This window comes from Streptomyces sp. NPDC002088 (assembly GCF_040296605.1).
In the GTDB taxonomy this organism is placed as follows: domain Bacteria; phylum Actinomycetota; class Actinomycetes; order Streptomycetales; family Streptomycetaceae; genus Streptomyces.
The window spans coordinates 37,980-61,928 of record NZ_JBEOXO010000015.1 but is presented as its reverse complement, the minus strand read 5'-3'; the positions used below and the strand labels follow the sequence as shown (position 1 = coordinate 61,928).

Annotated in this window: 26 protein-coding genes and 1 pseudogene; 7 read left to right on the top strand and 20 right to left on the bottom strand. The window is 69.5% G+C overall.

What is annotated here, in order from left to right; translation table 11 throughout:
* Nucleotide 1: 1 nt before the first annotated feature.
* Nucleotides 2-226, top strand: coding sequence for a hypothetical protein (locus ABT114_RS28760; RefSeq protein ID WP_351145787.1), 225 nt, complete (start codon nucleotides 2-4; stop codon nucleotides 224-226).
* A 158-nt stretch (nucleotides 227-384) separates the two neighbouring features.
* On the opposite strand, the gene ABT114_RS28755 is transcribed toward ABT114_RS28760, so the two are convergent.
* Both ABT114_RS28755 and ABT114_RS28750 read right to left on the bottom strand, forming a co-directional pair.
* Nucleotides 385-594, bottom strand: a complete 210-nt coding sequence (locus ABT114_RS28755) for a hypothetical protein (RefSeq protein WP_351145786.1) — start codon at nucleotides 592-594, stop codon at nucleotides 385-387.
* Nucleotides 595-666: 72 nt separating this feature from the next.
* Nucleotides 667-1,248 carry an Imm21 family immunity protein gene (locus ABT114_RS28750; RefSeq protein WP_351145785.1) on the bottom strand — a complete coding sequence of 194 codons (582 nt, stop codon included), beginning with the start codon at nucleotides 1,246-1,248 and terminating at the stop codon, nucleotides 667-669.
* A gap of 141 nt (nucleotides 1,249-1,389) precedes the next feature.
* Here ABT114_RS28750 and ABT114_RS28745 point away from each other — a divergent pair, with 141 nt between their 5' ends.
* Nucleotides 1,390-1,842 carry a hypothetical protein gene (locus ABT114_RS28745; protein WP_351145784.1) on the top strand — a complete coding sequence of 151 codons (453 nt, stop codon included), beginning with the start codon at nucleotides 1,390-1,392 and terminating at the stop codon, nucleotides 1,840-1,842.
* Here the strand turns inward: ABT114_RS28745 and ABT114_RS28740 are convergent.
* The 6 genes from ABT114_RS28740 to mdlC all read right to left on the bottom strand — a co-directional run bounded on the left by ABT114_RS28740 (nucleotide 1,824) and on the right by mdlC (nucleotide 7,102).
* Entirely contained in the window at nucleotides 1,824-2,078 is a 255-nt protein-coding gene (locus tag ABT114_RS28740) for a hypothetical protein (protein ID WP_351145783.1), read from the bottom strand. The two genes, ABT114_RS28745 and ABT114_RS28740, sit on opposite strands and share 19 nt — an antisense overlap.
* Before the next feature lie 3 nt (nucleotides 2,079-2,081).
* Complete coding sequence (locus ABT114_RS28735; RefSeq protein WP_351145782.1) at nucleotides 2,082-2,216, bottom strand: hypothetical protein; 135 nt, start codon at nucleotides 2,214-2,216, stop codon at nucleotides 2,082-2,084.
* Nucleotides 2,217-2,336: 120 nt separating this feature from the next.
* Complete coding sequence (locus ABT114_RS28730; protein WP_351145781.1) at nucleotides 2,337-2,624, bottom strand: hypothetical protein; 288 nt, start codon at nucleotides 2,622-2,624, stop codon at nucleotides 2,337-2,339.
* 57 nt (nucleotides 2,625-2,681) lie between these two features.
* Nucleotides 2,682-3,938 carry an MFS transporter gene (locus ABT114_RS28725; protein ID WP_351145780.1) on the bottom strand — a complete coding sequence of 419 codons (1,257 nt, stop codon included), beginning with the start codon at nucleotides 3,936-3,938 and terminating at the stop codon, nucleotides 2,682-2,684.
* 76 nt (nucleotides 3,939-4,014) lie between these two features.
* The gene (locus tag ABT114_RS28720; RefSeq protein WP_351145779.1) at nucleotides 4,015-5,469 is read right to left on the bottom strand and encodes a benzaldehyde dehydrogenase; all 1,455 of its coding nucleotides are present in this window, start codon (nucleotides 5,467-5,469) and stop codon (nucleotides 4,015-4,017) included.
* A gap of 52 nt (nucleotides 5,470-5,521) precedes the next feature.
* Nucleotides 5,522-7,102, bottom strand: coding sequence for a benzoylformate decarboxylase (mdlC, locus tag ABT114_RS28715; protein WP_351145778.1), 1,581 nt, complete (start codon nucleotides 7,100-7,102; stop codon nucleotides 5,522-5,524).
* A 95-nt stretch (nucleotides 7,103-7,197) separates the two neighbouring features.
* Here mdlC and ABT114_RS28710 point away from each other — a divergent pair, with 95 nt between their 5' ends.
* The gene (locus ABT114_RS28710) at nucleotides 7,198-8,136 is read left to right on the top strand and encodes a LysR family transcriptional regulator (RefSeq protein WP_351145777.1); all 939 of its coding nucleotides are present in this window, start codon (nucleotides 7,198-7,200) and stop codon (nucleotides 8,134-8,136) included.
* A 119-nt stretch (nucleotides 8,137-8,255) separates the two neighbouring features.
* Here the strand turns inward: ABT114_RS28710 and ABT114_RS28705 are convergent.
* Nucleotides 8,256-8,645: pseudogene (locus ABT114_RS28705) on the bottom strand (RNA-guided endonuclease TnpB family protein); the annotation flags it as partial.
* Nucleotides 8,646-8,802: 157 nt separating this feature from the next.
* Between ABT114_RS28705 and ABT114_RS28700 the strand changes: the two are divergent.
* On the top strand, nucleotides 8,803-10,005 hold the full coding sequence (locus tag ABT114_RS28700; protein WP_351145776.1) for a cytochrome P450 family protein: 1,203 nt from the start codon (nucleotides 8,803-8,805) through the stop codon (nucleotides 10,003-10,005).
* Nucleotides 10,006-10,300: 295 nt separating this feature from the next.
* Nucleotides 10,301-11,149, top strand: a complete 849-nt coding sequence (locus tag ABT114_RS28695; RefSeq protein WP_351145925.1) for a 2'-5' RNA ligase family protein — start codon at nucleotides 10,301-10,303, stop codon at nucleotides 11,147-11,149.
* A gap of 363 nt (nucleotides 11,150-11,512) precedes the next feature.
* On the opposite strand, the gene ABT114_RS28685 is transcribed toward ABT114_RS28695, so the two are convergent.
* The 8 genes from ABT114_RS28685 to ABT114_RS28650 form a co-directional block, all read right to left on the bottom strand.
* On the bottom strand, nucleotides 11,513-11,866 hold the full coding sequence (locus ABT114_RS28685) for a hypothetical protein (protein WP_351145775.1): 354 nt from the start codon (nucleotides 11,864-11,866) through the stop codon (nucleotides 11,513-11,515).
* A gap of 892 nt (nucleotides 11,867-12,758) precedes the next feature.
* Nucleotides 12,759-13,592, bottom strand: coding sequence for a PIG-L family deacetylase (locus ABT114_RS28680; protein ID WP_351145774.1), 834 nt, complete (start codon nucleotides 13,590-13,592; stop codon nucleotides 12,759-12,761).
* Nucleotides 13,593-14,049: 457 nt separating this feature from the next.
* On the bottom strand, nucleotides 14,050-14,337 hold the full coding sequence (locus ABT114_RS28675; protein ID WP_351145773.1) for a hypothetical protein: 288 nt from the start codon (nucleotides 14,335-14,337) through the stop codon (nucleotides 14,050-14,052).
* Between the two features lie 130 nt (nucleotides 14,338-14,467).
* Nucleotides 14,468-15,340, bottom strand: a complete 873-nt coding sequence (locus ABT114_RS28670; RefSeq protein ID WP_351145772.1) for a TniQ family protein — start codon at nucleotides 15,338-15,340, stop codon at nucleotides 14,468-14,470.
* A complete protein-coding gene (locus ABT114_RS28665; protein ID WP_351145771.1) occupies nucleotides 15,324-16,391 on the bottom strand; it encodes an AAA family ATPase in 1,068 nt (355 codons plus the stop codon). The genes ABT114_RS28670 and ABT114_RS28665 overlap by 17 nt, the downstream gene beginning before the upstream one ends.
* The gene (locus ABT114_RS28660; RefSeq protein ID WP_351145770.1) at nucleotides 16,388-16,966 is read right to left on the bottom strand and encodes a Mu transposase C-terminal domain-containing protein; all 579 of its coding nucleotides are present in this window, start codon (nucleotides 16,964-16,966) and stop codon (nucleotides 16,388-16,390) included. Before ABT114_RS28660 ends, ABT114_RS28665 begins: the two co-directional genes overlap by 4 nt.
* 137 nt (nucleotides 16,967-17,103) lie before the next feature.
* Nucleotides 17,104-17,850 carry a DUF5131 family protein gene (locus ABT114_RS28655; protein ID WP_351145769.1) on the bottom strand — a complete coding sequence of 249 codons (747 nt, stop codon included), beginning with the start codon at nucleotides 17,848-17,850 and terminating at the stop codon, nucleotides 17,104-17,106.
* 231 nt (nucleotides 17,851-18,081) lie between these two features.
* Nucleotides 18,082-18,789 carry an NAD(P)-dependent oxidoreductase gene (locus tag ABT114_RS28650; RefSeq protein ID WP_351145768.1) on the bottom strand — a complete coding sequence of 236 codons (708 nt, stop codon included), beginning with the start codon at nucleotides 18,787-18,789 and terminating at the stop codon, nucleotides 18,082-18,084.
* A gap of 116 nt (nucleotides 18,790-18,905) precedes the next feature.
* Between ABT114_RS28650 and ABT114_RS28645 the strand changes: the two genes are divergently transcribed.
* Complete coding sequence (locus ABT114_RS28645) at nucleotides 18,906-19,622, top strand: TetR/AcrR family transcriptional regulator (protein ID WP_351145767.1); 717 nt, start codon at nucleotides 18,906-18,908, stop codon at nucleotides 19,620-19,622.
* A gap of 126 nt (nucleotides 19,623-19,748) precedes the next feature.
* On the opposite strand, the gene ABT114_RS28640 is transcribed toward ABT114_RS28645, so the two are convergent.
* The 3 genes from ABT114_RS28640 to ABT114_RS28630 are packed head-to-tail and all read right to left on the bottom strand — an operon-like array spanning nucleotide 19,749 to nucleotide 22,932.
* Complete coding sequence (locus ABT114_RS28640) at nucleotides 19,749-21,521, bottom strand: ABC transporter permease (RefSeq protein WP_351145766.1); 1,773 nt, start codon at nucleotides 21,519-21,521, stop codon at nucleotides 19,749-19,751.
* Between the two features lie 2 nt (nucleotides 21,522-21,523).
* Nucleotides 21,524-22,366, bottom strand: a complete 843-nt coding sequence (locus tag ABT114_RS28635) for an ABC transporter ATP-binding protein (RefSeq protein ID WP_351145765.1) — start codon at nucleotides 22,364-22,366, stop codon at nucleotides 21,524-21,526.
* The gene (locus ABT114_RS28630) at nucleotides 22,363-22,932 is read right to left on the bottom strand and encodes a PadR family transcriptional regulator (protein WP_351145764.1); all 570 of its coding nucleotides are present in this window, start codon (nucleotides 22,930-22,932) and stop codon (nucleotides 22,363-22,365) included. Before ABT114_RS28630 ends, ABT114_RS28635 begins: the two co-directional genes overlap by 4 nt.
* Before the next feature lie 406 nt (nucleotides 22,933-23,338).
* Between ABT114_RS28630 and ABT114_RS28625 the strand changes: the two genes are divergently transcribed.
* On the top strand, nucleotides 23,339-23,887 hold the full coding sequence (locus ABT114_RS28625) for a Ku protein (protein WP_351145763.1): 549 nt from the start codon (nucleotides 23,339-23,341) through the stop codon (nucleotides 23,885-23,887).
* The last annotated feature ends 62 nt before the right edge of the window (nucleotides 23,888-23,949 follow it).

Here is a 23,949-nt window from a genome sequence, read left to right as displayed (position 1 = left end):
CTTGGTCTCGTTCGTGGAGGGTGCTCGGGCGATTGACGGTTTTACCCACGTCGTGACGGGTAGCGGAGTGCCGGTTCTTGGAAACCTGCCGATACTTCAGCAGCACACCGGATCCAGGGTCTTCGCTGAGCTGAAGGCCGCCGGGATGAACGGCATGCACTTGAGCGACCAGGCTCTGCATCAAGCCGCGCTGCTGGTCTCTGCCTTGCTCATCACCCGGCTGTGAACTTGGGCGAATCCGTTGAGGTGTCAGCCCTCCGCGTTTTCATGAGTGAACGCGTAGGTGCGGACCGGGTCGAGGTGCAGTTCGTAGGGCCCGAAGCAGTCCGCGGCAAGTGTGACGACTCGGGCTCCGCAGGGGCAGGCCCGGTTGGGGCCCTCGGTTCAGTTCGGTCCACAGCATCCGGTGGTGTTCTCCCAGTTCGGGAGGGGCCGCAGCGCGGGCGCGTCATCGGGGTGGACCACGATCGTGTTGCGGACCCCGGCCGAGACGACGAAACCCTCCTCAGTGGCCATGAGAGTCCCGCGGGCTGCGACGGCACAGTAGAAGGCCGTCATGGGTCCGTTGTAGCCGTAGATCTTCCCGTCCTGCACCTCACTTATGTCCGGCTCTCACAGGCATGGGCAACGCGCTGGGAAAGCAGCAGCGAGATGGCGACGACTCGGTCAGTGGTTCAACTGAGCCATCAACTCCCGGTTCGCGGCATGTGCGGCGGCGAGGTCTTCGTAGCGCTCAGCGAGTTCGGTCCGGAGGCCGAGGATCTGCTGCTCCGGGTCGCCGATCCAGCGGGTGAGCGTTTCGACGTCGGCTGGGGCGCCCCGGCTACAGCGGAGTCCAGGAGAACCGCTGCCCCATCGGTCTCCCAGACCCCCACAGTCTTCCCAGTCGGTTGCAGGGTCCTCCATGACGGCCTTGGCAGCTTCAAGGAGCTCGACATCAGAGTCGGCTGCAAGCCATCGCAGGAAGATGTTCTGCTCAGGGAGGTAGCAGGTCGTGGCGGGCTCGTCGGCCAGCACCAACCCGGATCCCTCGGTGCCGACCTCGACGATCCCAGCCCAGCCCTCCACGTCACATGCACGGTCGTAGTCATCGGGAACGTCGGTGCCGCCGACGATCACTCCGTCTTCCGTGCACCCGCCCCACTGGTCCAGCGCAGAGACCGGGATAATGATCAATGGGCCACCCATCGACTGCACCCAAGCAAGATCGGCATGGACGTGACGAGAGACGTTGCGAGATGCGGTCATGTGATCAGTCTGCCCTGGTCGACTGACAACGCCTGAGGCGCTATTCCGCACCGACGAGCGCGTGTGACTGGTCGAGATGGTTGTCACTTGGCCGCGATATCTGTCACCCGCGTCAGCTCGGCGGGCTGCCATCATGCTCAGATGGCCCACGACATAGTGTTCTTCCTCGCCCCCGACGACGAGACCGCCGCTGCGACGCGCCTGCGGGGACCTGGTGAGGCCTTTGAGTCTGTGACCTGCCGTTTTATTGAGCCGGACAGTGCCATCGCCGAGTGGGACATGTACTTCGAGGAGCCTTCGGCCGAGGTCCCGACGGTTGAGCAGCTCCTTGGGTGGGCGTGGCCGGAGTGGGTCACCGCCCCCTTGAACGATGGCGTTGAGGTGTTCGCTCTGCCGAGGCGGCTGACCCGAGCGCTGGCCAACGCGAGCTGCGCCGAACTCGAAGAGCTCGCAGGTCGCTGGACCACGCGGCTCTGGTCTGAGGACGGGGACGACATGACCGACGATGATCTACTGGCGGTCCTGCAGGGAGTTGCCCGGCTCGCGGTGTCTGCGGTGAACACGGGTGGGTGCCTCTACAGCTGGAGCTTCTGACCATCCTCCTGCGAAGGTGGCTCGCGTTCGACGCCACTGCACGCCAAGAGCTCGGTCCCGGTGGCGTTGAAGTACAGCGTGAAGTGCCACGACTGGTCTGCTGCGTCGATGATGCCGGTGCGCAACTGCTCGTCGCAGTGCTGAGCCAGGATCTCAACGGTCTCGTCGAGGCCGAGGGTCGTCGGGCCGATTTTCAACGACCGTCTCAGCCTCGTCGCAGCGATGCCAGCAACCATCCACTAGGGCACCTCGGTGTCCCAGACCACTACCTTGCCGTCAGCGGCGATGGCGTCGCGTGCCTTGCAGGCGCGGATCTGGTCGGTGAGCATCGCGGCGATGTCGGGCTGACTTGGGTTCTCGTCCTCGGTGGCCATGCGGTGACTGCAGGGAGCGAACGCGAGCGTTGCTACAGGATTCGGCGTGGCCTGCGCGGGGCGCTGGGCCACTCTGCGCCTCCCGCGGTCCAGTCGAGCTGAACCGGCTGCCCCGCCCGCCTATTCCGCACGAATGCGATTGATCTCCCCGCCGATCAGGCGGCCTTCGGTGCGGCCGGCACGCCAGCACTCCCACGTCGGGGTGGCCGGCAGCGCACCGATCGGCTCCGTACCGGTCAGCAGCCTCGAGTAGAGCTTTTCAAGTTCCGCTCTGCGTGCCGTGGGCGCGGCCTGCCAGTGTCCGCCGAGTCCAGGGGTGGCCAGGTCGGCATGGAAGCCGACCAGACCCGTGCGCGCGTAGAGAACCAGATGCAGCAGGGAGATGTATGGCGTGTACGGCAGCGGCACAGGCCCCAGTGCGGAGCCCGTGCCGCTGCACGGTGGCGGGCAGTGCCCACAGGCGCGTCAGGCGACGGTCTCGACACCCTCCACCTGGGCGTTCGCCGCCCGGCGCGGCAGGGTCAGCACGGCCACGAAGCCGAGGACCGCGACCACGGCGAAGAAGTAGAAGCCCCACGGGTGGCCGATTCCGGCGGTGACCAGGGCGCCGGTGATCGTCGGGCCGACGATCGAGCCGATCCGTCCGATGCCGGAGGCCGAGCCGAGAGCGGTGCCGCGAATGGCGGCCGGGTAGTAGTTCGTCACGTAGGCGTAGACGAGCACCTGGGCCGAGAAGACGAACACGCCGGTGAAGAAGACGACGACGTCGAGCAGGATGGTGCTCTCCATCTTGATGCTCAGGCACGCCAGCATGACTACCGAGACGGCGAACCAGCCGAGCGCGGTGCCCTTGATGCCCCGCCGGTCGGCGATGAGGCCGCCGACGACCAGGCCGACGACGCCGCCGACGTTGAGCACGAGAAGCTGGGTGACGGCCGTGGGGACGGGGTAGCCGGCCTCGTTCATGAGCTTGGGCAGCCAGGTGTTGAGGCCGTAGACCAGCAGCAGTCCCATGAAGGAGGCGAGCCAGATCCCGATGCCCGCGCGGAGGTACGCCGGCTTGAGCAGCTCGGTGAACGGAACGCGCTGGGACTCGGTCGCCTGCTTGGCGTGGACGAAGGCCTCAGACTCGGGCAGGTAGAACCACTGGATACCGGCAACGACGAAACCGACGATGCCGAGGACATAGAAGAGGATCTTCCAGTTGTCGGTCACCTGCAGCGCCAGCAGCGAGGTGATCACGGCACCGGTGTGGTAGCCGGTCATCGTCAGCGTGCTGGCGCGCGCCCGCCGGCTGGCCGGCATGTGCTCGGACATCATGGTGAGCGAGACGGGCATGCAGGCACCGAGGCCCAGGCCGGCGATGAGGCGGAGCGCGGCGAACATCGCGACGGAGTCGGCCAGCGGCACCAGGATGGTGAAGATCGAGAACAGCACCACCGACCCGATGAGCAGGTGGCGCCGCCCCAGCCGGTCGGCCAGCGGGCCGACGCAGACCGCGCCGATGGCCACGCCGACGAGCGAGAGCGTCGCGATGGTGGTCGCGTCACCCGCGGTCATGCCGAGGTGATGGGTCTTGAGCAGCGTCGGGATGATGGCGCCGAGGACCACGAGGTCGTAGCCCTCGAGCATGACGGTGATCCAGCAAAGGATCACCGTCCAGGCGCTGCGTCTGTCGGTGCCGGTCTGTGCCGGCGCGTGGGACGAGATGACGGATGGCATGGTGGGAATTCCCCCCTGGGGCGGCTGCGGGAGATGGAGCGGATACGGGGGTGGGGCGGCTGCGGGAGAGCCGGGATCAGAACGGGTAGTCGGCGATGTCCGGGCGGACCGTGACCCACTGGGTCTCGGTGAAGGCCTCGATGTTGGCCGCGGCACCGCCGAAGCGGGATCCGGTGCCGGAGGCCTTGACCCCGCCGAAGGGGGCGCCCGGCTCGTCGCTGACGGTCTGCTCGTTGATGTGGATCTTGCCGGAGTCGATCCGGTCCGCGAGCTTCATCGCCGTGCCGACGTCCCCGAGGATGCCGACGGACAGCCCGTACTCGCAGTCGTTGACGATCCGCGCGGCTTCCTCGAGCGTCGAGAAGCCGATGACGGGTGCGACGGGGCCGAAGATCTCCTCGCGCCACGCGGGCATGTCGGTCGTCAGGTCGGTCAGTACGGTGGCGCGATAGCCGGCACCGACGATCTCGCCTCCCGCGGCGACGGTCGCGCCCGCCGCGACGCTCTCGGTGACGATGCCGTGCACCCGCTCCAGCTGGCGGCGGTCGATGATCGGACCGAGCGCCACGTCCTCGCGGGCGGGGTCACCGACCGGGAGCGCTTCGGCCTTCGCGGCGAGCGCGGCGGTGTACTCCTCGAGCAGCGACTCGTGGACGATGTGGCGGCCGGTCGTCATGCAGATCTGGCCCTGGTGCAGGTAGGAGCCGAACGCGCCGGCGGAGGCCGCCTTCTGCACGTCGGCGCCGGGCAGCACGACCAGGGCGTTGTTCCCGCCCAGCTCGAGGTGGGCCCGCTTGAGGAGGCGGCCGGCCTGCTCGCCGATCGCCCGCCCGACCGGCGTGGAGCCGGTGAAGGAGACGACCCGGACCTCGTCGGCCTCGACGACCGCCTGGCCGACCGAGCCGTCGCCCGGCAGCAGGTGGAGTACGCCGGCGGGCAGCCCTGCCTCCTCGAAGATGCGCGCGATGACGACGCCGCCGCTCACCGCGGTGCGCGGGTCCGGCTTGAGCAGCACCGCGTTGCCCAGGGCGAGCGCGGGCGCCACCGAGCGCAGGCCGAGGATGAGCGGGAAGTTGAAGGGCGCGATCACGCTCACGACGCCGGCGGGGCGGCGGCGGGCGAGCGACCAGCGGGCTTCCTCGGAGGTGAGCACCTCGCCCTGCGGGTGCGTCGGCAGCGCCGCGCACTCGAAGCACTCGCCCACCGCGAGCTGCACCTCGAAGCCCGCCTTGGCCCGCACGGAGCCGGCCTCACGCACCAGCCAGTCCTCGATCTCGGCGGCGTGCTCGGTGAAGAGCTCACCCGCGCGGCGCAGAACGGCGGCCCGCTGCTGCGGGGAGGTCGCCGCCCACTCACGCTGGGCCTCGGCGGCGCGGGCGGCGGCGTGCCGTACGTCCTCGGCCGTGGCCAGGCCTGTCGCGCCGAGCTGCTCCCCAGTCGCCGGCTCGAGAACCGGGTGCGCGGAGGTGGAGTCCTTCCAGCCGTCGCTGAAGAACCTCTTACCCCAGACGTCGTTGTCCAGGAGTTTCATCCGTCTCTTCTTTCTCTACGGGGGCTCTACGGGGGCTCTACGGGGGTGGTCGTTACGAGGGGGTGGTGAGGGCCGTGTCCACCTGGACGAGCCGGGGGCCGTCCGGGCGCTCGGAGAGGGCTGCACGCAGCTCCTCGACGCCGGTGACGTGCTGGGAGCGGACGCCGTAGCCCTCCGCGATGCGGGTGAAGTCCAGGCCTGGGATGTCCAGGCCCGGTGCGTCCGGCACGCCGAGGAGGCCGCCGAACCACCGCAGCGCGCCGTACGTCCCGTTGCGCAGCAGCACGATGGTCAGGGGGACGCGGTGCTGGGCAGCCGTCCACAGAGCGGTGATGCCGTAGTTGGCCGAGCCGTCCCCGATCACGCCGACGACAGGCCGGTCGGGCTGGGCCATCGCGACCCCGACGGCGCCGGGCAGCCCGAAACCGAGCCCGCCGGCGGCCGGGAAATAGTAGGAGCCGGGTCGGCGCAGGTCCATCTGGCGCCACCACGAGGAGTTCGTCGAGGTCGACTCGACCACGTACGCGGTGTCCTCGGGCTGTTCGTCGCGCAGCGCGGCGAAGACCTCCTCGGGGTGCAGGCGCGGCCCCTCGACGGTGAGCGGCTCGGGCGCGGGCCGGTACGCGCCTGTGGGCGTGGCTGGGGCGTCCAGCGCCTTCACCAGCAGGTCGATGACTGCTCCGGGGTCGGCGACCAGCGCCTCGCCCATCGGCGCCCGCGCGGCAGCGGAGGCGTCGTCGGTCACCTGGATGAGCCGGGTGCCCTCCGGCAGGTACCGGCCCGGGAGGTACTCGTGGTAGCGGAACACCGGAGCTCCGAGCACGAGCACGAGGTCGTGGCCCTCGAACGCCTGCGAGATGGGCGCGATCCCGGCGGGCAGCACGCCGCGGAACAGCGGGTGGCGGTTGGGGAAGGGCAGCCGGAACTGCGACGGAGCCGCCCACACCGGACCGCCGAGGCGCTCGGCCAGCCGGACGGCGTCGTCGAAGAGGCCGGCCGAGTCGATGTCGCCGCCCAGCACGAGCGCGGGCCGCTGGGCGGAGGTGACCTGCTCGACGAGCCGGCGGCCCTGCTCGGCGCCGGGCACGGAGGCCCGCTGGACCCGCCGGTCGAGCACCGCAAGGGAGTTGTCGTCGGCGTCGGCCGCCCAGTCGTCGTACGGGACGGAGAGGTACGTCGGTCGCCGCTGCAGCTGTGCTTCGAAGACGGCCTGGGCGAGCGCGCGCGGCACGTCCTGGGCGCACGCCGGCTCCGCGGCCCAGCCGACGAGCGGCTTCATCAGCGCCGGGGCGTCGACGTTGGCGAGGTTGGCCTCCGGGCCGATGGCGGACCGCACCTGCTGGCCGGCGACGACCACGAGCGGTGTACGGGAGGCCACGGCGTTCGTCAGCGCGCCCATCGCGTTGCCCGAGCCGGAGGCGGCATGCAGGTTGACCAGGACGGGCCGACCGGTCGCCTGGGCGTAGCCGTCGGCCATGCCGACGACGGCGCCCTCGTGGAGGCCGAGGACATAGCGGAAGCCGTCGGGCAGGTCGGCGAGGAAGGGCAGCTCGTTGGAGCCGGGGTTGCCGAAGACGGTGGTGAGTCCCTGGCACTCCAGGAGCTCGTGGGAGACACGACGCACGGATGGCACAGACATTCCTTTCGGATGAGCGCTCGACACGCTAGGCAACGCCGTGACATGGACACCAATAGATGTTGCGCCGCTCCGATATAGACTTCTTCGATATGGGGAGCTTCGACCTCAACCTGACCCGCGTCTTCGTGCTGCTGTACGAGACCGGCAGCGTCACGGCCACCGCCGAGACCCTCCACGTCACCCAGCCCACCGTCAGCTACAGCCTGGGGAAGCTCCGCCGGCACTTCGACGACGAGCTGTTCCGGCGTACCGGGCGCGGGCTGACGCCGACGGCCGGCGCCCGCCGGCTGTACGAGCCGCTCCAGCGCGCACTGGCAGAGATCGACGGGGCAGCGACCCGCCAGACCGACGACTTCGACCCCCGGACCATGTCGGGCCGCTTCACACTCGCCCTCTCCGACCTCGGCGAGGTGACCCTCCTGCCTCGCCTCCTGGCGGCGGCACGCGAACGCGCGCCGCAGGTGTCGTTCACCATCCGTCCGCTGGACGTGGACCACGCCGAGGGCCAGCTGCGCCGCGGCGAACTCGACGCGTTCGTGGCCACCCCGGTGCTGACCTCCCACCGGACCGTGCGGATCCCGCTCTTCCGCGAGCGCTACGTCGGCATGGTCGCCGCCGACCACCCCCGCATCCGGGGCGACTCGGTCACCCTGACGGACCTCACGGCCGAGCACCACGTGACGGTCTCCGGCCCCAGCGGGCACGTCGCGCCGCGAGCCCTGCTGGCCGCGCATGGACTCCTGGACCGCGTGGCCGTGGACGCCACCCGGTTCTCGATGCTTCCCTACCTGATGGAGCAGACCGACCTGATCGCCATCGTCCCCGAGTATGTCGGGGAGGTCTTCACCGCGTCCCAGCGCGTGCGCCTGGTGCGCCTGCCGTTCGAGACCGAGCCGATCGAGGTGGCCCTCTACGCACGGCACGAGTCCTCACGCAGCCCCTCGCAGCGGTGGCTGGTCTCGTTCATGGCCGAGGTGCTGGGCGAACAGGTGAGCCCGGCCCAGCTGCCGCCCTACGGCACCGCGTAGCCGCGCGCGGAGACGAAGCCCTCGACGAGCCTGGCGGCGACGTTCGGGGCGCCGCCGGTGGGCGGGACAGGTCGCGCTGCTCGGGTCGTCGATGGCTTCGGCGAGGCCCGGCTGCGCTCGGCCTGGGAGGGCCGGTTGCGCCGGTCGATGTGATGACACCAGGAGCATTCCTGGCTGGTGTAGGCCGGATCGACGTACACCACCGGCACCCCGGCCCGCTTCGCCTTGTAGGCGATGAACGCGCCGAGCTGGTGAAAGGACCAGGAGTGCAGCGTGACGCGTTGGGGCTTCCTGAGCCGTGCCCGCTCGCGGATGCCCGAAAGGTCTTCCAGGGCGATCCCGCGACCGGTGCGTTGAGCCTCCGCCACGATGCGCTTGCTGATCTTGTGGTTGATGTCCTTGGCCCGGCGGGCTTCCTTGCCCGCGTGCCTCTTCGCCCGCCGCTTGGCCGACTTGGTGTTTTCCACCACGGCCTGCGCGGGGAGCGTCTCGATCACGGCCGTCACGATGGGGCGGACCGCGCTGCGGCCCGCCCCAGATTTCCGTGCTCGTCTTCGTCGTCCGCGTCGTGCCGGTTTCCCCGCCCGGTTCGGCTAGATGTGCCCTTCGCCGAATCGCCGCCCACTGCTAGCGTCGGGGCGAACCGGGAGACGGGGGGCAGGCGCGATGGCGGCAGCCGACGTGATCGATCTGGTGGCGATGGGCGAGGACTTCGTCCGCGATCCGTATCCGGTTTACGCGGCGCTGCGCGAGCGCGGCCCCGTGCACAAGGTGCGGATTCCGGAGGGTGCGGAGGCCTGGCTTGTCGTCGGGTACGAGGCCGGCCGGGCCGCGCTCGTAGATCCGCGGTTGTCCAAGCAGTGGAAGAACGCCTCGCCCTCCTTTCCGATCCCCAGTCCATCTGCGGGGCGGCACATGCTCAACTCCGACCCGCCGGACCATGAGCGGCTGCGCAAGCTGGTCGTCCGTGAGTTCACCCCGCGCCGGATCGAGCAGCTCGCGCCGCGCGTGCGGCAGATCACCGACGAGTTACTCGACGCGATGGTGACGCTTCCGGACGGGCGGGCAGACCTGGTCGAGGCGCTCTCGTTCCCGCTGCCGATCTCCGTGATCTGCGAGCTGCTCGGCGTGCCGATGCTGGACCGGGCCGCGTTCCGCGCCTGGACCGCCACGATCCTCACCGACCCCGACCCGGGGGCGCGGCTGGCCGCGACGGGTGAGGTGGCCACGTATCTCGCCGAGTTACTGGAGCGCAAGCGACTGGCCCCGGGCGAGGACCTGATGAGCGCCCTGATCCGCACCACCGACGAGGACGGCGACCGGCTCTCTGCGGACGAACTGCGCGGTACCGCCTGGCTGCTGCTGGTCGCGGGGCATGAGACCACGGTCAATCTGATCTCCAACGGCGTGTTGGCTCTGCTGACCCATCCCGGCCAACTCACCGCACTGCGCGAGGACATGACACTCATGGACAACGCGGTAGAGGAGATGCTGCGCTACGAGGGGCCGGTGGAGACGCCGACGTTCAGGTTCACCACCGAGCCGATCGAGATCGGCGCTACGGTCATCCCCGGCGGTGGTGAGATGGTCCTCGTGGCCCTGGCGGACGCAAACCACGACCCGGCACGCTTCCCCGACCCCGGCCACTTCGACGTCCGGCGGGCCGCGGGCGGTCATGTCGCCTTCGGCCACGGCATCCACTACTGCCTCGGCGCGCCGCTCGCCCGCATGGAGGCTCGGATCGCAATCCGTGCCCTGCTGGAGCGCTGCCCTGACCTCGCCCTCGACGCCCACCCGGCCGCCCTGACCTGGCGCCACGGCATGCTCATCCGCGGCCCGCATCAGCTGCCGGTCCGGTGGAAGTCCTGACCTTGCGCTTGCCGAATACCCCATCCGTGCTGGTAGGCGGCATGCGTGTGCTCGTCGAGGATGCCGCCGCATCGCGTGCATCTACGTACGTTGAGGTGCGCAATCGTGCCCGGATCTTCGATCGGAGCGGGTAGCGGATGGAGAGGGGGGAGCCCGCGATGCTGCGCCTGCCGAGAATGCCATCCGTGCAGGCCAGGGCGCTTGCGTGACGATTGCGGCAGCTCGATCACTCGTGTTGCCTCGTCTCGCGTACGTGACTGTCACCAACGCCTTCGCTGCCGTGCCGCTGCTGCCGATGAGCGACCGAGACAAGGATGCGGAGATTCTCGTTCTGCACCACCAGGTCATGGTCCTCGAGAGGCGGCTCGATGCGGAGAGGGTGGAGTTCGACTCGGAGGACCGCGCACCAGGGCTGCGGCTACAAACGCGCGCCGCATGGGCACCGACAGCGCCTCTGCGATCATTGCCGATCATGAGTGTGGAAAGACCCGCGACGGGCGCGGACAACCAGCGGAGTGGGTCCGGCTGGCCGGACCGGCCGGGAGACACCGCCCTGACGATCAGGGTGCCCGAGGCCCATCCGCTGGTGCGCTCGGCTACCCCAGCGCACATAACCGTTCTGTACCCTTTCGTACCGGTGACACGCATCGCCACCGGCGTCGGCCGCGAACTGGCTGAACTCCTCAGCCGTCACGACGCGTTCGAGCTGACGTTCGCACGGTTCCGACGTTACCCGGGCGTCCTGTACCTCGACCCGCAGCCACACCAGCCGCTGACGGCCCTGACAGCCGACGTGCGTCGGCGCTGGCCCGAAGCGGTGCCGTACCGAGGGATCTTCGGCGACGAAGGCCTCGACCCGCACCTGACAGTCGCCAACGATGAGGGCCCCGACACCTGGGAGTCGGCGTATGACGCACTGGAAGCCGAACTCACCCCCCGACTGCCGCTGACCGCGACGGTGCGCGAGGTACTGCTGATCGTCTGGGACGGCACCGCCTGGTGTGATCACGCGGCCTTCCCGCTGCGGCCCACGCCTCCCCCCGGCACCGCCACGGCACAGACCCCGCCACCGCCCCGGGCGGTACACGAGCACTCAGCCGCTCGCAGCTCCCGCTATAAAGGCGCTGCCGGCGGAAGGCCGTAGGCGGCCTTGTCACCTGCGCCAGCCGGTTGCCGCCTCTGGGCGCGTGTTCGCCGTGGATCGAGGTCCCCGACGACTTCGTCGTCGGGGCGTGGCCGACGTAGGAGGCCAGGTGAGCGGCGCTGAAGTGGCGGGGACTGGAAACAGAGCATCAGCCACCGCGCCAGTCCCCGACCCTACTTACCGGCACCCCGCCTTGGTCTGCGGCTGCCTTCTCTGGAGCAGCCGCAGACGAAGACGCCGACGTCATGGAGCGTCAGCAGGGCACCGAGCTGCCGCCGTCGCTCAGCAGAGTGTCGCGGACCCACCCGTAGACGTCCGGGTTCTTGCTGTCGTTGCGCAGGTAGGTCCAGGTGTAGCCGTTGGTCAGCGGTGGTCGTGGCCCCAGCGGTCACGGTGATCCCGGTTGTCCCAGCGATGGTCGTCACGGCGGTCGTCCCAGCGGCGGTCATCCCCACGGCGGTCGTCCCAGCGGCGGTTGTCCCGGTGGTGGTCGTCCCAGCGGCGGTTGTCCCGGTGGTGGTCGTCCCAGCGGCGGTTGTCCCGGTGGTGGTCGTCCCAGCGGCCGTCGCGGTCGCCGTGCCAGCGGTCGTGGCCTCGGTCGTGCGTGGCATGAGATACCACCGAGGGCGCATTGGTTGCGGCGCCAGCGCCAGTGGCGCCGCCCAGCAGGGCGGCGGCCGCGACGCCCAGCGCGGCGACAAGACGGGAAATCCGCATTCCGTGCTCCTTTCACGGCAGGTGCCTGATGCGCCTGCCTGGTCGGACAAGTCAATGTTTACAGCCGGAGTGCACCATTACGTCCCAATTCTCACCAAAGGCAACTTATGTGATGAAGTATGTTGAGTCGGGAACCGGCGCCCGGCGTGTCGGCGTCACGCGCGCGCACGCGAACCGGGGGCCCGCACCCCCGGTCCACCAGGGTGAACTGGCATCACACGAACTTGTCGAACCTGCGCTCCCCACCCCCTACTTGTCCGCGATCACCTGCAACAGCAGCAGCCCCGCCCCAACTCGTCCCGTAGTCCGGTCCGGCACATACGGGCAGGTATCAGCGCCCGTGGACTATCCGTGGACAGGCAGCCGTCGAGTACGCATAAGCAGCCCTGTGACCACCAGCGACGCCCAAGTGGCCTCACAAGCCGTGCCACTCTCGCGCCAGAACGGACGGGTCACGTCCGGTGGAGTGGTGTATCGACGGCCACTCGGCGATCTCAGGCCATGGCGGGGCGCAGTCGCGGTGCTCTCGGAGACCGCCCTCGTGACCTGCTGCTTCTTCCGTTGCCTCACGGCGTGTCGGACATCGGAGCCTCAGCTTCGTGTCGCTTTCTCGGCGGTCTGCCCTGATCAGAGCAGACCGCCGGGCTTGTGACCTGGGCTGTCGCGCACCTTCCGAGTCAGCAGCCCGCAGGTCTCCCACCTGTGCGGTTGCCAGGTGGTTTGGGGACGAGCGCGGTGTCGGGTCGGAAGTGCGGGCACGCGTCGACGCCGCCGGCGCGGGCCTGGACGCGGGCTGCCGGAGCGGAACTCGCGTGGACAGGCCTCCGGGTGTGTGACCCGCTCGATCGCGCCGTGCGGTCGATGCGCTTTCCCGGTCGGTCGGACGGGCGGATCAGCGCAGTCCGGCGAAGAGATCGTTCTCGGGTATGGCCGCGCCGGTGGCGTCCTGGACACGTACGAAGGTCTCCATGCCCATCAACTCGCCGAACCTCTCCTTGCCCATCTTGAGGAAGAAGATGTTCTCGCCCTGACTGGCGTGCGCGGCCAACGCGTCGAACTTCTGACCGCTGAACGCGGTGGTGTCCACCCACGTGGTGATCTCATCGTCGGGGAGGCCGATCTCTGCCATCGCGGCGGCCTCGGCAGGATCCGGCTCCGGCATGTCCTCATGAAACTCTCGCATGATCTCGCCGAACCGCTGCATCATCGAGTGGGGCATCGTGGTCCAGTACACCTTCGGTGTCAGCGCGGTCATCTCCAGCGCCGCCATCGTGATGCGGTGGGCCTGGATGTGGTCGGGGTGGCCGTAGAAGCCGTTCTCGTCGTAGGTGACGACCACATCAGGTCGGTAGTGCCGCATGAGTTCCGCGAGTCGGGCCGCGCCTTCCTGCACGGGGGTCTGCCAGAAGGATCCGGGGGCGTCGTTGCTCGGCCAGCCCGACATCCCGGAGTCGGCATAGCCCAGCATCTCCAGATCGCTGACCTTCAGGACGTCACAGCTCGCCTCAAGTTCTTGACGGCGCATCAAGGCGACCGCCGCCGGATCGTGCCCGGGATCGCCCGGCTTGACACCCCCCGGTCCGTCACCGCAACCGCCGTCGGTACACGTCACGAGAACCGTGCGGATGCCTTCCGCCGCGTACCGCGCGAGGACCCCTCCGGTTCCGGTGGCCTCGTCGTCGGGGTGGGCGTGTACTGCCATGAGCGTCAAGGGCCGGTCAGTCATGAAACAGTCCTCCTGCAGAAATACGTCTTGGTCCGAGTGCGCGGCGGGCGTACCGCGGTCTTGGGGCCCGGATCCTGGTGGGGCGGACGACCTTGTGGTCTCCGTGTTCCCCGCCCGTGCGGCGCCGGTCCCTCCGTCGATGCAACCGTGCCGGCCTCACCGGCTGTTCCCGGCGCGGCCGCTTGGCCTTCCAGACGTCGGCGTTTCAAAGCGAACGAGGTACAGGCGCGACCTGCTGTCCTGTCGAAGCGCAGCTGGCAGATAGCTGCTCGATGACCTGCGGAGGTACCAGGTGGTTTGAGAATCCTGGTGGTCGGCGTTCTCAAACCGCCTGGCTTTCGCGGAAATCGATGCTGCGACCGAGGCGCTGGTAGCTCGGGCCACTTCGTGGCGCGGGTGAAGATCTTCTCGGAGAGGATCCGGGTGACGTCCGTCCCGGCCAGCCGCCGGTGAGGTGTCAGCGCTCCCACTCGATGGGGTCACTGGGCCGGCTCGGGGGGATGGCGGTCTGGACCTCGTGGAGCGCCCCCCGCGCCTCGTTCCACGTCGAGTACAGCCCCCAGGACATCGCCTCGGGGTCCCCGTTCACGATCTGGTCCCGGTAGTGCAGCATCTGGTCCCGGGGCAGATGGGCGATCCACTCGACATACTCGCGGTAGCTCATGCCGCGCTCGCGGGCGCCCTGTTCGAGGACCGGCACCACCTCGTCGGCGACGATGCCGCCTATGTTCTCGATCCAGTCCATACGGACCCGCCAGCGACAGAGTATGCCTCCGGAGTTGGGGATCGTCTCGTGTACCCAGCCAGCGCCATCGTCTTCCCGGCGGCTTCGGAACATCGACTCTCCTCAGGTCGGTTGACTAACGGTAGTTGTCCTACTGGCTTTCGCGGACGTCTCGATCGCGATAAAGGCAGAACCGCCGGTAGAGAGGGTCCTGGGTCCCGAGGGTGGTGTAGATCCGGGCGAATCGTCGGCTCAGTTCGGTGGTCGTGGCCAGGTAAAGCTCTTTCGGATCGATGGCGGTTGTCGGCGGGTTGAGGATCAGTGTGGCCAGCACCGCGATCTCGGGGAAGGCAGCGAGGTGGTGGCGGTCCTCGACGGAAACCTTCTTGCTGGCGGAATGCGCTTCGATGCGGTCGAGGCGATCGGTCCACTCTTTTCCGAGGTCAATCGGCATGCCGGAAGCGGACCACTCGTCGACGATTTTCCGGGCAAGGTCGAGGGCCTGGCGAATCTTCCGATGGCGGCGGGCGAGCTGGTCGAGTCGCCGCTGGGCTTGAAAGACTTCCGGCAGGCACGTGAGCGGGATGTCCTGCGTGGAACGGGTCCAGAGCCGATGCCGCAGGCAGAGGTGCTGATGGGCGGGCGAGAGAGTGATCACCACGGAAGCCGCGGGGCTACGGCGGGCCGTGCAGCAGCGGCAGGGACGGCCGAGTATCTGGTCCGTTCGGGGACCCGGGCGGTTGGGGCTGAGGAAGTCGGCGAGTGCGGGCAGAGCTCTGGCGAGCTTGTCCGTTGGGCGTCCCGCGAGTGCGGCCAGGCGGTCTGGTGAGTCGGGGGTCCAGCTGGCTGTGCTGTTGCTGAGCGGGGAGAACTCCGGCGGCAGGGGTCCCAGGAGCCGGGCGAGGGCGCCGGCGGGGCGGTTGTTGGCGACGGCCAGGCGGTGGAGATAGGAGCCGAGGGTCTCGTTGTGAATGGGGCCGGGCGCGATGGGCAGCGGGCGGAGGCGGTCAGGCTGCGTCGGCATCCGGCCTCCGGCGGCGGGGTCGACGCGTCCGGCGGCGTTCGTCGTGGGACGTCTCGGCGGTCTGGTCGACCTCGATGGTGTCCAGGGTCTTGCGGGTGATGGCTTCACTGCCGTTGATGATCGCCTCAAGAGCGGCGCTGCGGACCAGCTGGGAGAGGCTGCCGATGGCGCCGTCGGTGCGCTCGTGAAGGTAGCCGTCGAGTTTGACCAGGTTGCCGGACTTGTGATGATGCAGGCGCAGAGCGCCTTCGAGAGAGGCGACCAGACTCCGCCAGTTCTGCCGCTGTGCACTGGTGCCGTAGGCGAACGGTTCGGTGTCGGTGGCGGTGTAGCGTCCTGCGATCTGCTGTCCCCGGATGCCGCTGAACAGGCCGCTGGCGGCGACGTCGATGCCGGCCAGTACGAAGGTGGCGGGGATGCGCTCGGACAGGTATTTGAGCTGGTCGGAGGCTTCGGCCCCGGCCTGCGTCGCGAGGTTGAGGTTGTGGATCTCGTCCACCAGAGCCAGCTCGACCCACAGTTTGATCAACAGGTCGCAGACGGCGTTGGTGATGGATGCCTGGGTCTCTTGCCTGTGGACCGGGAGGCCAAGGAACCGGGCGAACTCGATGGCGAGCATCTTCGGAGTGGCCCGGGGCGGGACAGTGACGTAGACGACCGGTAGGCGTCCATCGGTGGCAGGGCCCAGCCGTTTGCGGACCAGGAGCTCGCGGTTGCGGCCGAGATGGGCGATGGCGGTGGTCTTGCCGGTTCCGGCCTGGCCGGTAACGATCAGCCCACGGCGGCCTGAGATCTGGTGCCGGTTGAGCAGCACCAGCCGTCGTCCTGTGGTGAACACGTTGCGGATGGTGGGAGTGGCCACGACCACGAGGCGCGAGTGGTGGTCCAGCCGGGGCTCGTTGCAGGCGAGCCGGTCTTCTTCGCTCAGGGCCCTGAAGGCCCGCAGCGGGAGCATCTTCGGGCAGGTCGGAGTGTCGTCGACGAACTGCCTCCAACCGTCCTTGGTGGTCAGCGGGTTGTGCTCGTCGTCGGGGACAGCGGGTGGGGTCACCACAGCGGTTTCCCTTCCTCTTCCAGGGGATTGAAGACGCCGAACGGGGTGACCGGCACTTCCTCGTCCTCGCTGTCACGGTCCTCCGCGTCCGCGGACGTGGCTGGAGGGAGCGCGGGCCGCGAGAGCGCTTCGATGGCGGCCCGGGTGCGGGCCAGGACCTGCTCGGATCCGGCAGGCGCTTTCCCGGACCGGCGAAGGAGTTTCGCCAGGACCTGGGCAACTGCGGTCTCGCTGGTGTCGTCTTTCCCCTGGTCGGCGAGGAGCTGACGTGCATGGCGCCAGGTGAAGCCAGCGAACGGGGCCCGGACCATGGGCAGATGCGTCCAGGGCGCCTCGATCCACCGGCGGCTGTCACTTCGCCGTACCCAGACGCGAGAGACGTCATAGGGGTCGTAGTGGACCTCCCACAGGTCCTGCTTGGCCGTCATGCCGGACGGTTGCCGCCGTAGCCGGTTGAATTCGGGGCTGTCGTAGGTGCGGTAGTTGACCTTGATGCCGCCCTGGAGGTATTCGGCTCCTACTACGGGCAGGTCACCGAGCCGGTCGCCCGCAAGGCCGTCAAATACCTGCACGGCGAGGGCAAGACGTCCAGCACCGGCGTCGGCGAGAAGCGGACCCGCGAGCTAGTCGTGCGGCCTCCCGCACCCAGCTGACACCTGGTCGCCTCGAGCGGCGGCCGACCATGTCGGGCGGCCGCCCTCGGTCCGTACTACACGGCGGCGGCCTGCGGCATGTCGTCCCAGGTGCGGCCGTCCAGCTCGCGGCCGCCGGCCTTCGGCGTGCGGCCGCCCCACTGCTTGAAGAAGAAGGCCGCCCCCGCCTCTTGGCAGGTGTCCCGGATCTGCTCCACCCACGCCGCATCCAGCGGCCGGTGCCTCGTCCCCGACTCGCCGCCGGCGATGACCCAGTCGATCCCGGTCAGCTCCAGCCCGTCCAGCGGTCCCAGCAACGGCTCGCACGACAGGAACCTCACCGCAGCCGGAACCTGCCGCAGGTCATCGACGCGCGGCAGTTCCTTCGCGCTCTCCACGGACACGCCCATCCACAGATTCGCCGGCCACTCCAACCGGTCGGCGACCTGCCGAAGCCGCCGCGCCCGCTTGGTGAGCACCTGGTAAGTGTGCTGCGGCGTCTCCGCGATCACGTCGAAGACACGGCGCACGTAGTCCAGCGGCACCCGGGCGTGGAACAGGTCGCTCATGGAGTTCACGAACACCGTCCGCGGGCTCTTCCACCCGTACGGCACCGTCAGCGCGTCTGGATGCACCGTCATCCCGAACCCGGGCCCGGACGTTCGCGGGTCACCGTCGGCCTGGTACTTCGGCGATCCCATGGCCTTCAGCCGCTTCGCCAGCGTCAGCGCGTAGCAGTTGTCGCACCCCTCGGAGACGCGGTCGCATCCCGTGGTCGGGTTCCATGTCGCCTCGGTCCACTCGATCGCACTGCGGTCACTCACCGGCCGGCCCTCCATCCCCTCGAACCGAGCCCTGTCCCCAACGGCGCAACCGCGGCCTGCTGTAAGCCCAACGACCCGCCGCACGACCGGGTACTGGCATCCAACCATCCGACGTCCGCACCGTACTCACCACCCCAAAAAATGAAACACATGTTCCCTTTCTTGTGGTGGTCTGCGTGCTGAAAACCGGCCGTCCCCTGGGCTCCCCCACGGGGACGTGGGCTGTGGCTTTCAGTAGCCGATGGTGAAGCGGCGCTGCACGAAGCGCGGCAGCTCCGCCTCATCGATCAAGGCGATGGCCGCGTCCTCCACCGAGATGCGGCTGCGGCCGTCAGCGTCCAGGACCGGCTGGTCGCCGCCGATCCGGAAGCGGCCGGTGCGCTCGCCGGGGCCGATCTCCTCCGCCGGGCTGAAGTAGGTCCACAGCCGGTTCGAGGTCCGCAGGACGGCCAGGGCGTCGCGGTGGCCGCGTACCGCTGCGGCGTATTCGCGGGGCAGCCCAAGCTGGTCGAGGGCGGCGTGCAGCAGCTCGTCGGAGTCTGCTCGCACCACTCCCGGTTCGATTTCGAGGCTGCCGGCGCCGCCGATCACGATGAGCCGGGTCCGTGGGCGGCTCTCCAGGGCCTTCAGCAGGGCCCGCGCCGCCGTCGCATAGACGGTCGGGTCGGCGATCGAGCGCCGGACGGTGTCCGCGAAGTCCTTGGCGGCATTGCCCGGCTGGAATCCGCTGATCAGGACGTCGAGTCCGGGCAGGACGCCGGCGATGCTCTTCGGGTCCAGGACGTCGACGCTCGTCCAGGTGATGTTGTCCCGACGTTCCTCGCCCTGTGCCTGAACGGCGTCCCGACTGAACGCCTTGACGTTGTGGCCGCGGTCGAGGGCCTCGGTGACGACCCGGCTGCCGATGGTGCCCGTGGCTCCGATGACTCCGATGTGCATGGTTCTCCCCTGTGCATGCAGAAGTGGGACGCCACTAGTGGTGACGCCATGCAAAAACTATACGCCGTGAAGTTTCTATACAGAGCTAAGTAAGTCGACGCTGTAGAGTGCCTGTTGTGACAGTCACGGGAAGCAGGGGAAGGCGCGAGCGGCTACGGGCCGAGACCACGGCCGAAATCAAGAAGGTGGCACTGGCGTTGATGGCCTCGGGCGGGCCGGACGCCATCACCCTGCGGGCCATCGCCCGCGAGATGGGCATGACCGCCAACGCCATCTACGGGTATTTCCCGACCAGGGACGACCTGGTCACCACGCTGATCAACGACGTGTACACCGCTTTGGCCGACGCTGTGGACACGGCCTGGGAAGCCACGCCCTCCGCCGATGCCGCCGTCCGGATCAAGGCATGGGCCAACGCGTTCCGGACCTGGGCCCTGGTCAACCCCCAGGGGTTCCGCCTCATCTACGGCGACCCCGTGCCCGGCTACCAGGCCCCCGAGGGAGGCCCCGCCCCGGATGCCGCACGCCGGGTCTGCACCGGGCTCACCGCCCTCGCGGCAGCCGCCTGGCCCCACGCCCGGCACCTCTACCAGGACAGCACCTTCGACTGGTCCGACTTCGACCCTGGGCTCCTCGAGAAGGTGCGTCCTGCCTTCCCCGACTTGCCGCCCGCAGCCGTCGCCCTCGCCCTGCGCATCTGGGGGCACCTGCATGGACTGGTGTCACTGGAGGTCTACGGCCACATGCGTACCCAGACCACCAGCCCGGAGAAGCTCTTCCGGGAGGAACTCGCCCAGCTCATACAGACGCTGGGCATCCCGCGTCGGTGCTGAACGTCCCAAGCGCCGGCAGGGTCTTTGAACTGCGGAATTGGGCATGCCCAACGTGTGAGATGGAGACGTTCACAGATCTCTTACCCCCCAATCGGCGGGTCACGGTGCGTCAGGTGAACGGATCCGTCAGACGGGTTCGGTGTTGAGGGCGCGCCCTGCGGGATGGCGAGTGTGAGCCCACGCCGGCAGGGCGGTCAGCGCTCCGACTGCCGTCAGGATGACGAGTGCGGTGGTGAGCAGCCACGACGCCGGGGGCGTGACCGTGTCGCCGAACAGCCAGTACAGGCAGAGCCCGGCCGGGATACCCGCCGCCAATCCGGGCACGGCGGACAGCAGTTGTGCGACGCAGAGCGCCGAGACGACCTGGCCGGGAGTGGCGCCGAGGGCACGCGTGATGGTCAGGGCGCGCCGGGCCTGCACGGCGGTGCTCCAGCCGAGAAGCGCGGTGTTGAGCGTGGACAGTGCACCTAGCGCGAGCGTGACGGCGAGCAGCACCTGGCCGGTCTGGTCGGTCCGCACTTCGATGGGACCGAACCGCACAAAGTCGGGGGCCGCGTTCAACTCGGTGTGCCAGGTGAGCACCGCGGTGACCATGATGGTGGTGGCGGCCGTGCCGGCGGAGGCCAGGGCGGCGCGGCCGGGCCGACGGGCGAGCAGCCGTACGCCGAGCAGCAGCGACGTGGGCAGGTAGGCCGTCATGGCGTTCAACCGCGGGCGGTGCGTGAGCGGGTGCGCCGGGTCGGCCAGGGCATGGACGGTGCTGGCACGGGCGGCGCGCAGGACGGGGCCGAGCGTACCGGCGAGGGCGACCACGACGGCGAGGAAGACCGTGCCGACGACGGTGTCGGTGCCCGGGGGACTGACGGTGTTGAGCAGCCCGGCACTGGGATCGGCCAGTTCGGGTGCCGCCACCGTCCCGGCGGCCAGTCCGAGCGCGGTGGCCAGGACGGTCAGCAGCAGGTACTGCGTCAGCAGTACGGCGGTGACGGTGCCGGGGCCCGCGCCGACGGCCTTGAACAGTCCGGCACGCCGCTGGTCGCGGGCGGCGCGTAGGGCGGTGAGTGCGGCGAGGGTGACGATGGCGGCGACGGCGAGCAGCCAGCCGCCGATGACCAGAGTGGGCCGGGTGAACCGGATCATGGCCATGTCCGTGTGGAGGACGTCCTGCCAGTAGTGGTAGCTGAGCCGGCCGTCGGCCCCGATGGCCTGGACGGCCGCGGAGCTGCCGAAGGCGTCGGTCGCTGCAGGGTCGGACAGCTTCAGGTGGATCAGGTGGACCACGGGCGCGTCGCCCGCCGCCGCGTGGGCGTCGGTGGTGGTGAGCCAGACCATGCCGCCGGCATCGGACGGCCCGACCTGCGCTGGGTCGCCCCAGGGATACACCGAGGTGGCAGCGCTGACCGCGGTCCCGACGACCGGGTAGCCGCGCCCGCCGACGGTGATGCTGTCACCGACACGCACGCCGAGTGCCTGCGCGAAGCCGCGCTCGATCACCGCACCGCCGGGGCGCACCCAGCTGCCGGCGGTCACCAGCGGTCGGTCCACGGCGGACCGTGAGCCGCCGCGCCCCTCGACCGCGGAGTGCGCGGAACGGCCGTTCGCCCGGATGGTGGTGTCGAACGCGAAGAACGGGCCACCGAGCGCGGTCACGCCGGGTGCCTGGGCGAGGCGCGCAGCGATGCCGGAGGGGTCCGGGTCCGTCGTCGAGACCATCACGTCGGGGCCGGCGGTGGCCGTGCGGGTCTTCGCGTAGGCGGTGGCCACGGTGTTGTCGGTCGCCAGACCCATGGCCAGGGCGGCGGTGGCGGCGGTGACGGCGATCAGGAACATGGCGGCCTCGCCGGGACGGCGGCGCAAGTCGCGCACGATCAGGCGCCATATCAGCAGCAGGCGTCCCACGGTCACTGCTCCCAGCTCAGCAGCGCACCGAGCCGTGTGGTGTCGCCGTGGCCGCCGTCGCTGTCCAGGCGGGTGTCGTCGGCCAACGCCCCGTCGCGCAGGGAGACGACACGGTCCGCGGTGGCGGCGACGCGCTCGTCATGGGTGACCACGACGAGGGTCTGGCCGACGGCGCGCAGTTCGCCGAAGAGGCGGAGGACGTCGTGCGTCGCGGCGCTGTCGAGGTTTCCGGTGGGTTCGTCCGCGAGGACAACCAGTGGCTCGTTGACCAGGGCACGGGCGATGGCGACCCGCTGCCGCTGCCCGCCGGAGAGCTCCGAGGGCAGATGCCGGGCCCGGTCGGCGAGCCCGACCCGGTCCAGGAGCCCGGCGGCACAGTGGCGGGCGGTGCGCGGTGAGGCGCCGGTGAGCAGCGCGGGCAGCTCGACGTTCTCCGCCGCGGTCAGCTCGTCCATCAGGTGAAAATCCTGGAAGACGAAGCCGACGACCCGGCGCCGCAGCCTGGCCAGCGCCCGCTCGCCGAGGTGGTCGATGCGCTGCCCGCCGAGCCACACCTCGCCGTCGCTGGGCCGGTCAAGACCGCCGAGGAGCTGCAGCAACGTCGACTTGCCGCAGCCGCTGGGCCCGGTCACCGCGAGCGTCTGCCCGGCCGGTACGTCGAGGTCGACCCCGTCGACGGCCCGTACCAGGCTCTCGTCCTCCCCATACACCCGCGACAGGCCGACCGCCCGCAGCAGCGGCCCGTCCGCAGCACCGGGGTGGCGGCCGACCGGCCCGGCGCCCGGGTTGTCGTCCGTACCCCTCCGCCGTGACCGGCCCCTGACCCGCGGCACGTCCCTCGTCATCCGATCCTTCCGCCTCTCCCACGCGGGGCGGGGGCGGACCAGGTCCGCTCGCACGCCTCCAGCCAGCGCAGATCGGCCTGCAACCGGAGCGCGATGCCCTCCAGGAGCAGTCCGGCCTCCGAGTTCGTGTCGTGAGCGAGGGCGGCGTGCTGGGCCTCGGCGAGGTTGCGCATCAGCTCCCGCCGTCGCGTGTCCGCGAGTACGAGCGGATCGGCCAGACCCGACTCGGCGGCGGCCACCAGCTTCAGGTGGAACTCCACCACGTCCGCTCTGGGCCCGGCGCTCTCGGCCATCCACGCGGCCACCCGTTCCTGCCCGGCCGCGGTCGGCGCGTACACCTTGCGCCGCGGGCCGCGCACCGGCGCGTCCTCACGCTCCAGGACGACCAACCCCGCCTTCTCCAGCCGGGTGAGCGTGACGTAGATCTGACCCGCGTTCAGCGTCTCCCCCAGCGGTCCGAGTGCCGCCGCCAACCGCATGCGCAGGTCGTACCCGTGCGACGGCTCCTTGACCAGCAGCGCCAGCACCACGTCCTGCAACAGACCGTCCTCCTCTGCGACCCACATATAGATAGCGGTTAGCTAATAGGAACGTCAATCCGGCCCTGAACCCCATCCGCGGTTGGGAGGGCGCACCGCCTCCCCGCCGCTGCAGCACGTCACATGGTGGCTCTCGGTCCCGAGACGAGACCGTGGCCCAGTACGACGCACGCGTGTCGGCCACCATCTGACCGCGCTCGGACCTTCAAGGAACCTTCGTCTTCTGAAGATTGCACGCCCAGGTTTCGACCGGCAGCCAGAAGCTGGAACGGCAGATCGACGTCCTCGCCGCAGCCGACTGGCGGACTGGCTGTTCCTGCACCTGCACCGCCGGCCGGTGACCTCCGTGTACGAGTAACGAAGGCGTCCCGAGATCGGCCACCCGGCGGCCCAACTCCGCAGTTACGGATAGCCGGGATCACCAGTACTGCGGATGGCCTTGGAGCGCGCGTCACGGGTCGCGGTCGTCCGGTACGCGTGGCACGGCCGTGAGCGGCTCGGTCTGCTCCGGGTCCGCGGAGAGGTGATCGCCTTGCACGGGCTGCTGTGGCCAGATGAAATCCGCGACCCCGCTGCAGCGTTCCCCGCGCCGGTCCAGCTGGACGAGGACGAGATCGAGGAGGCCCTGGCCCTGATCGAGGCCAGGACGCTCGACAGCCTCGAAGGCCCCCAGTTCGCCGACCACTACACCGACGCCCTGCACGCGGTGATCAAGGCCAAGCAGGAAGACCGCCAGCTGCCGCAGGTCCTGGAGCCGACGGCCCGGCCGGGCCAGCTGGTGGACCTGATGGCCGCGCTGCAGCAGTCCGTCGACCAGGCCCACGCGGCACGCGGCGAGACGGGCCACGCAGACATGCACGCGGCGCCGACCAACCCTGCGAGGAAGGCCGCGGCACGAAAGACGGCGAAGAAGGCACCCACCCAGACAGCTTCCTCAAGGAACGCCGGGCGCGGCGATCGGCGAGGTACGCCAGCACGCTGACCTGTCGTGGTCGGGATCATGGTCGGGGTGTCCGCCCCCTGGTCGGGCCTGTCGTCATGAAG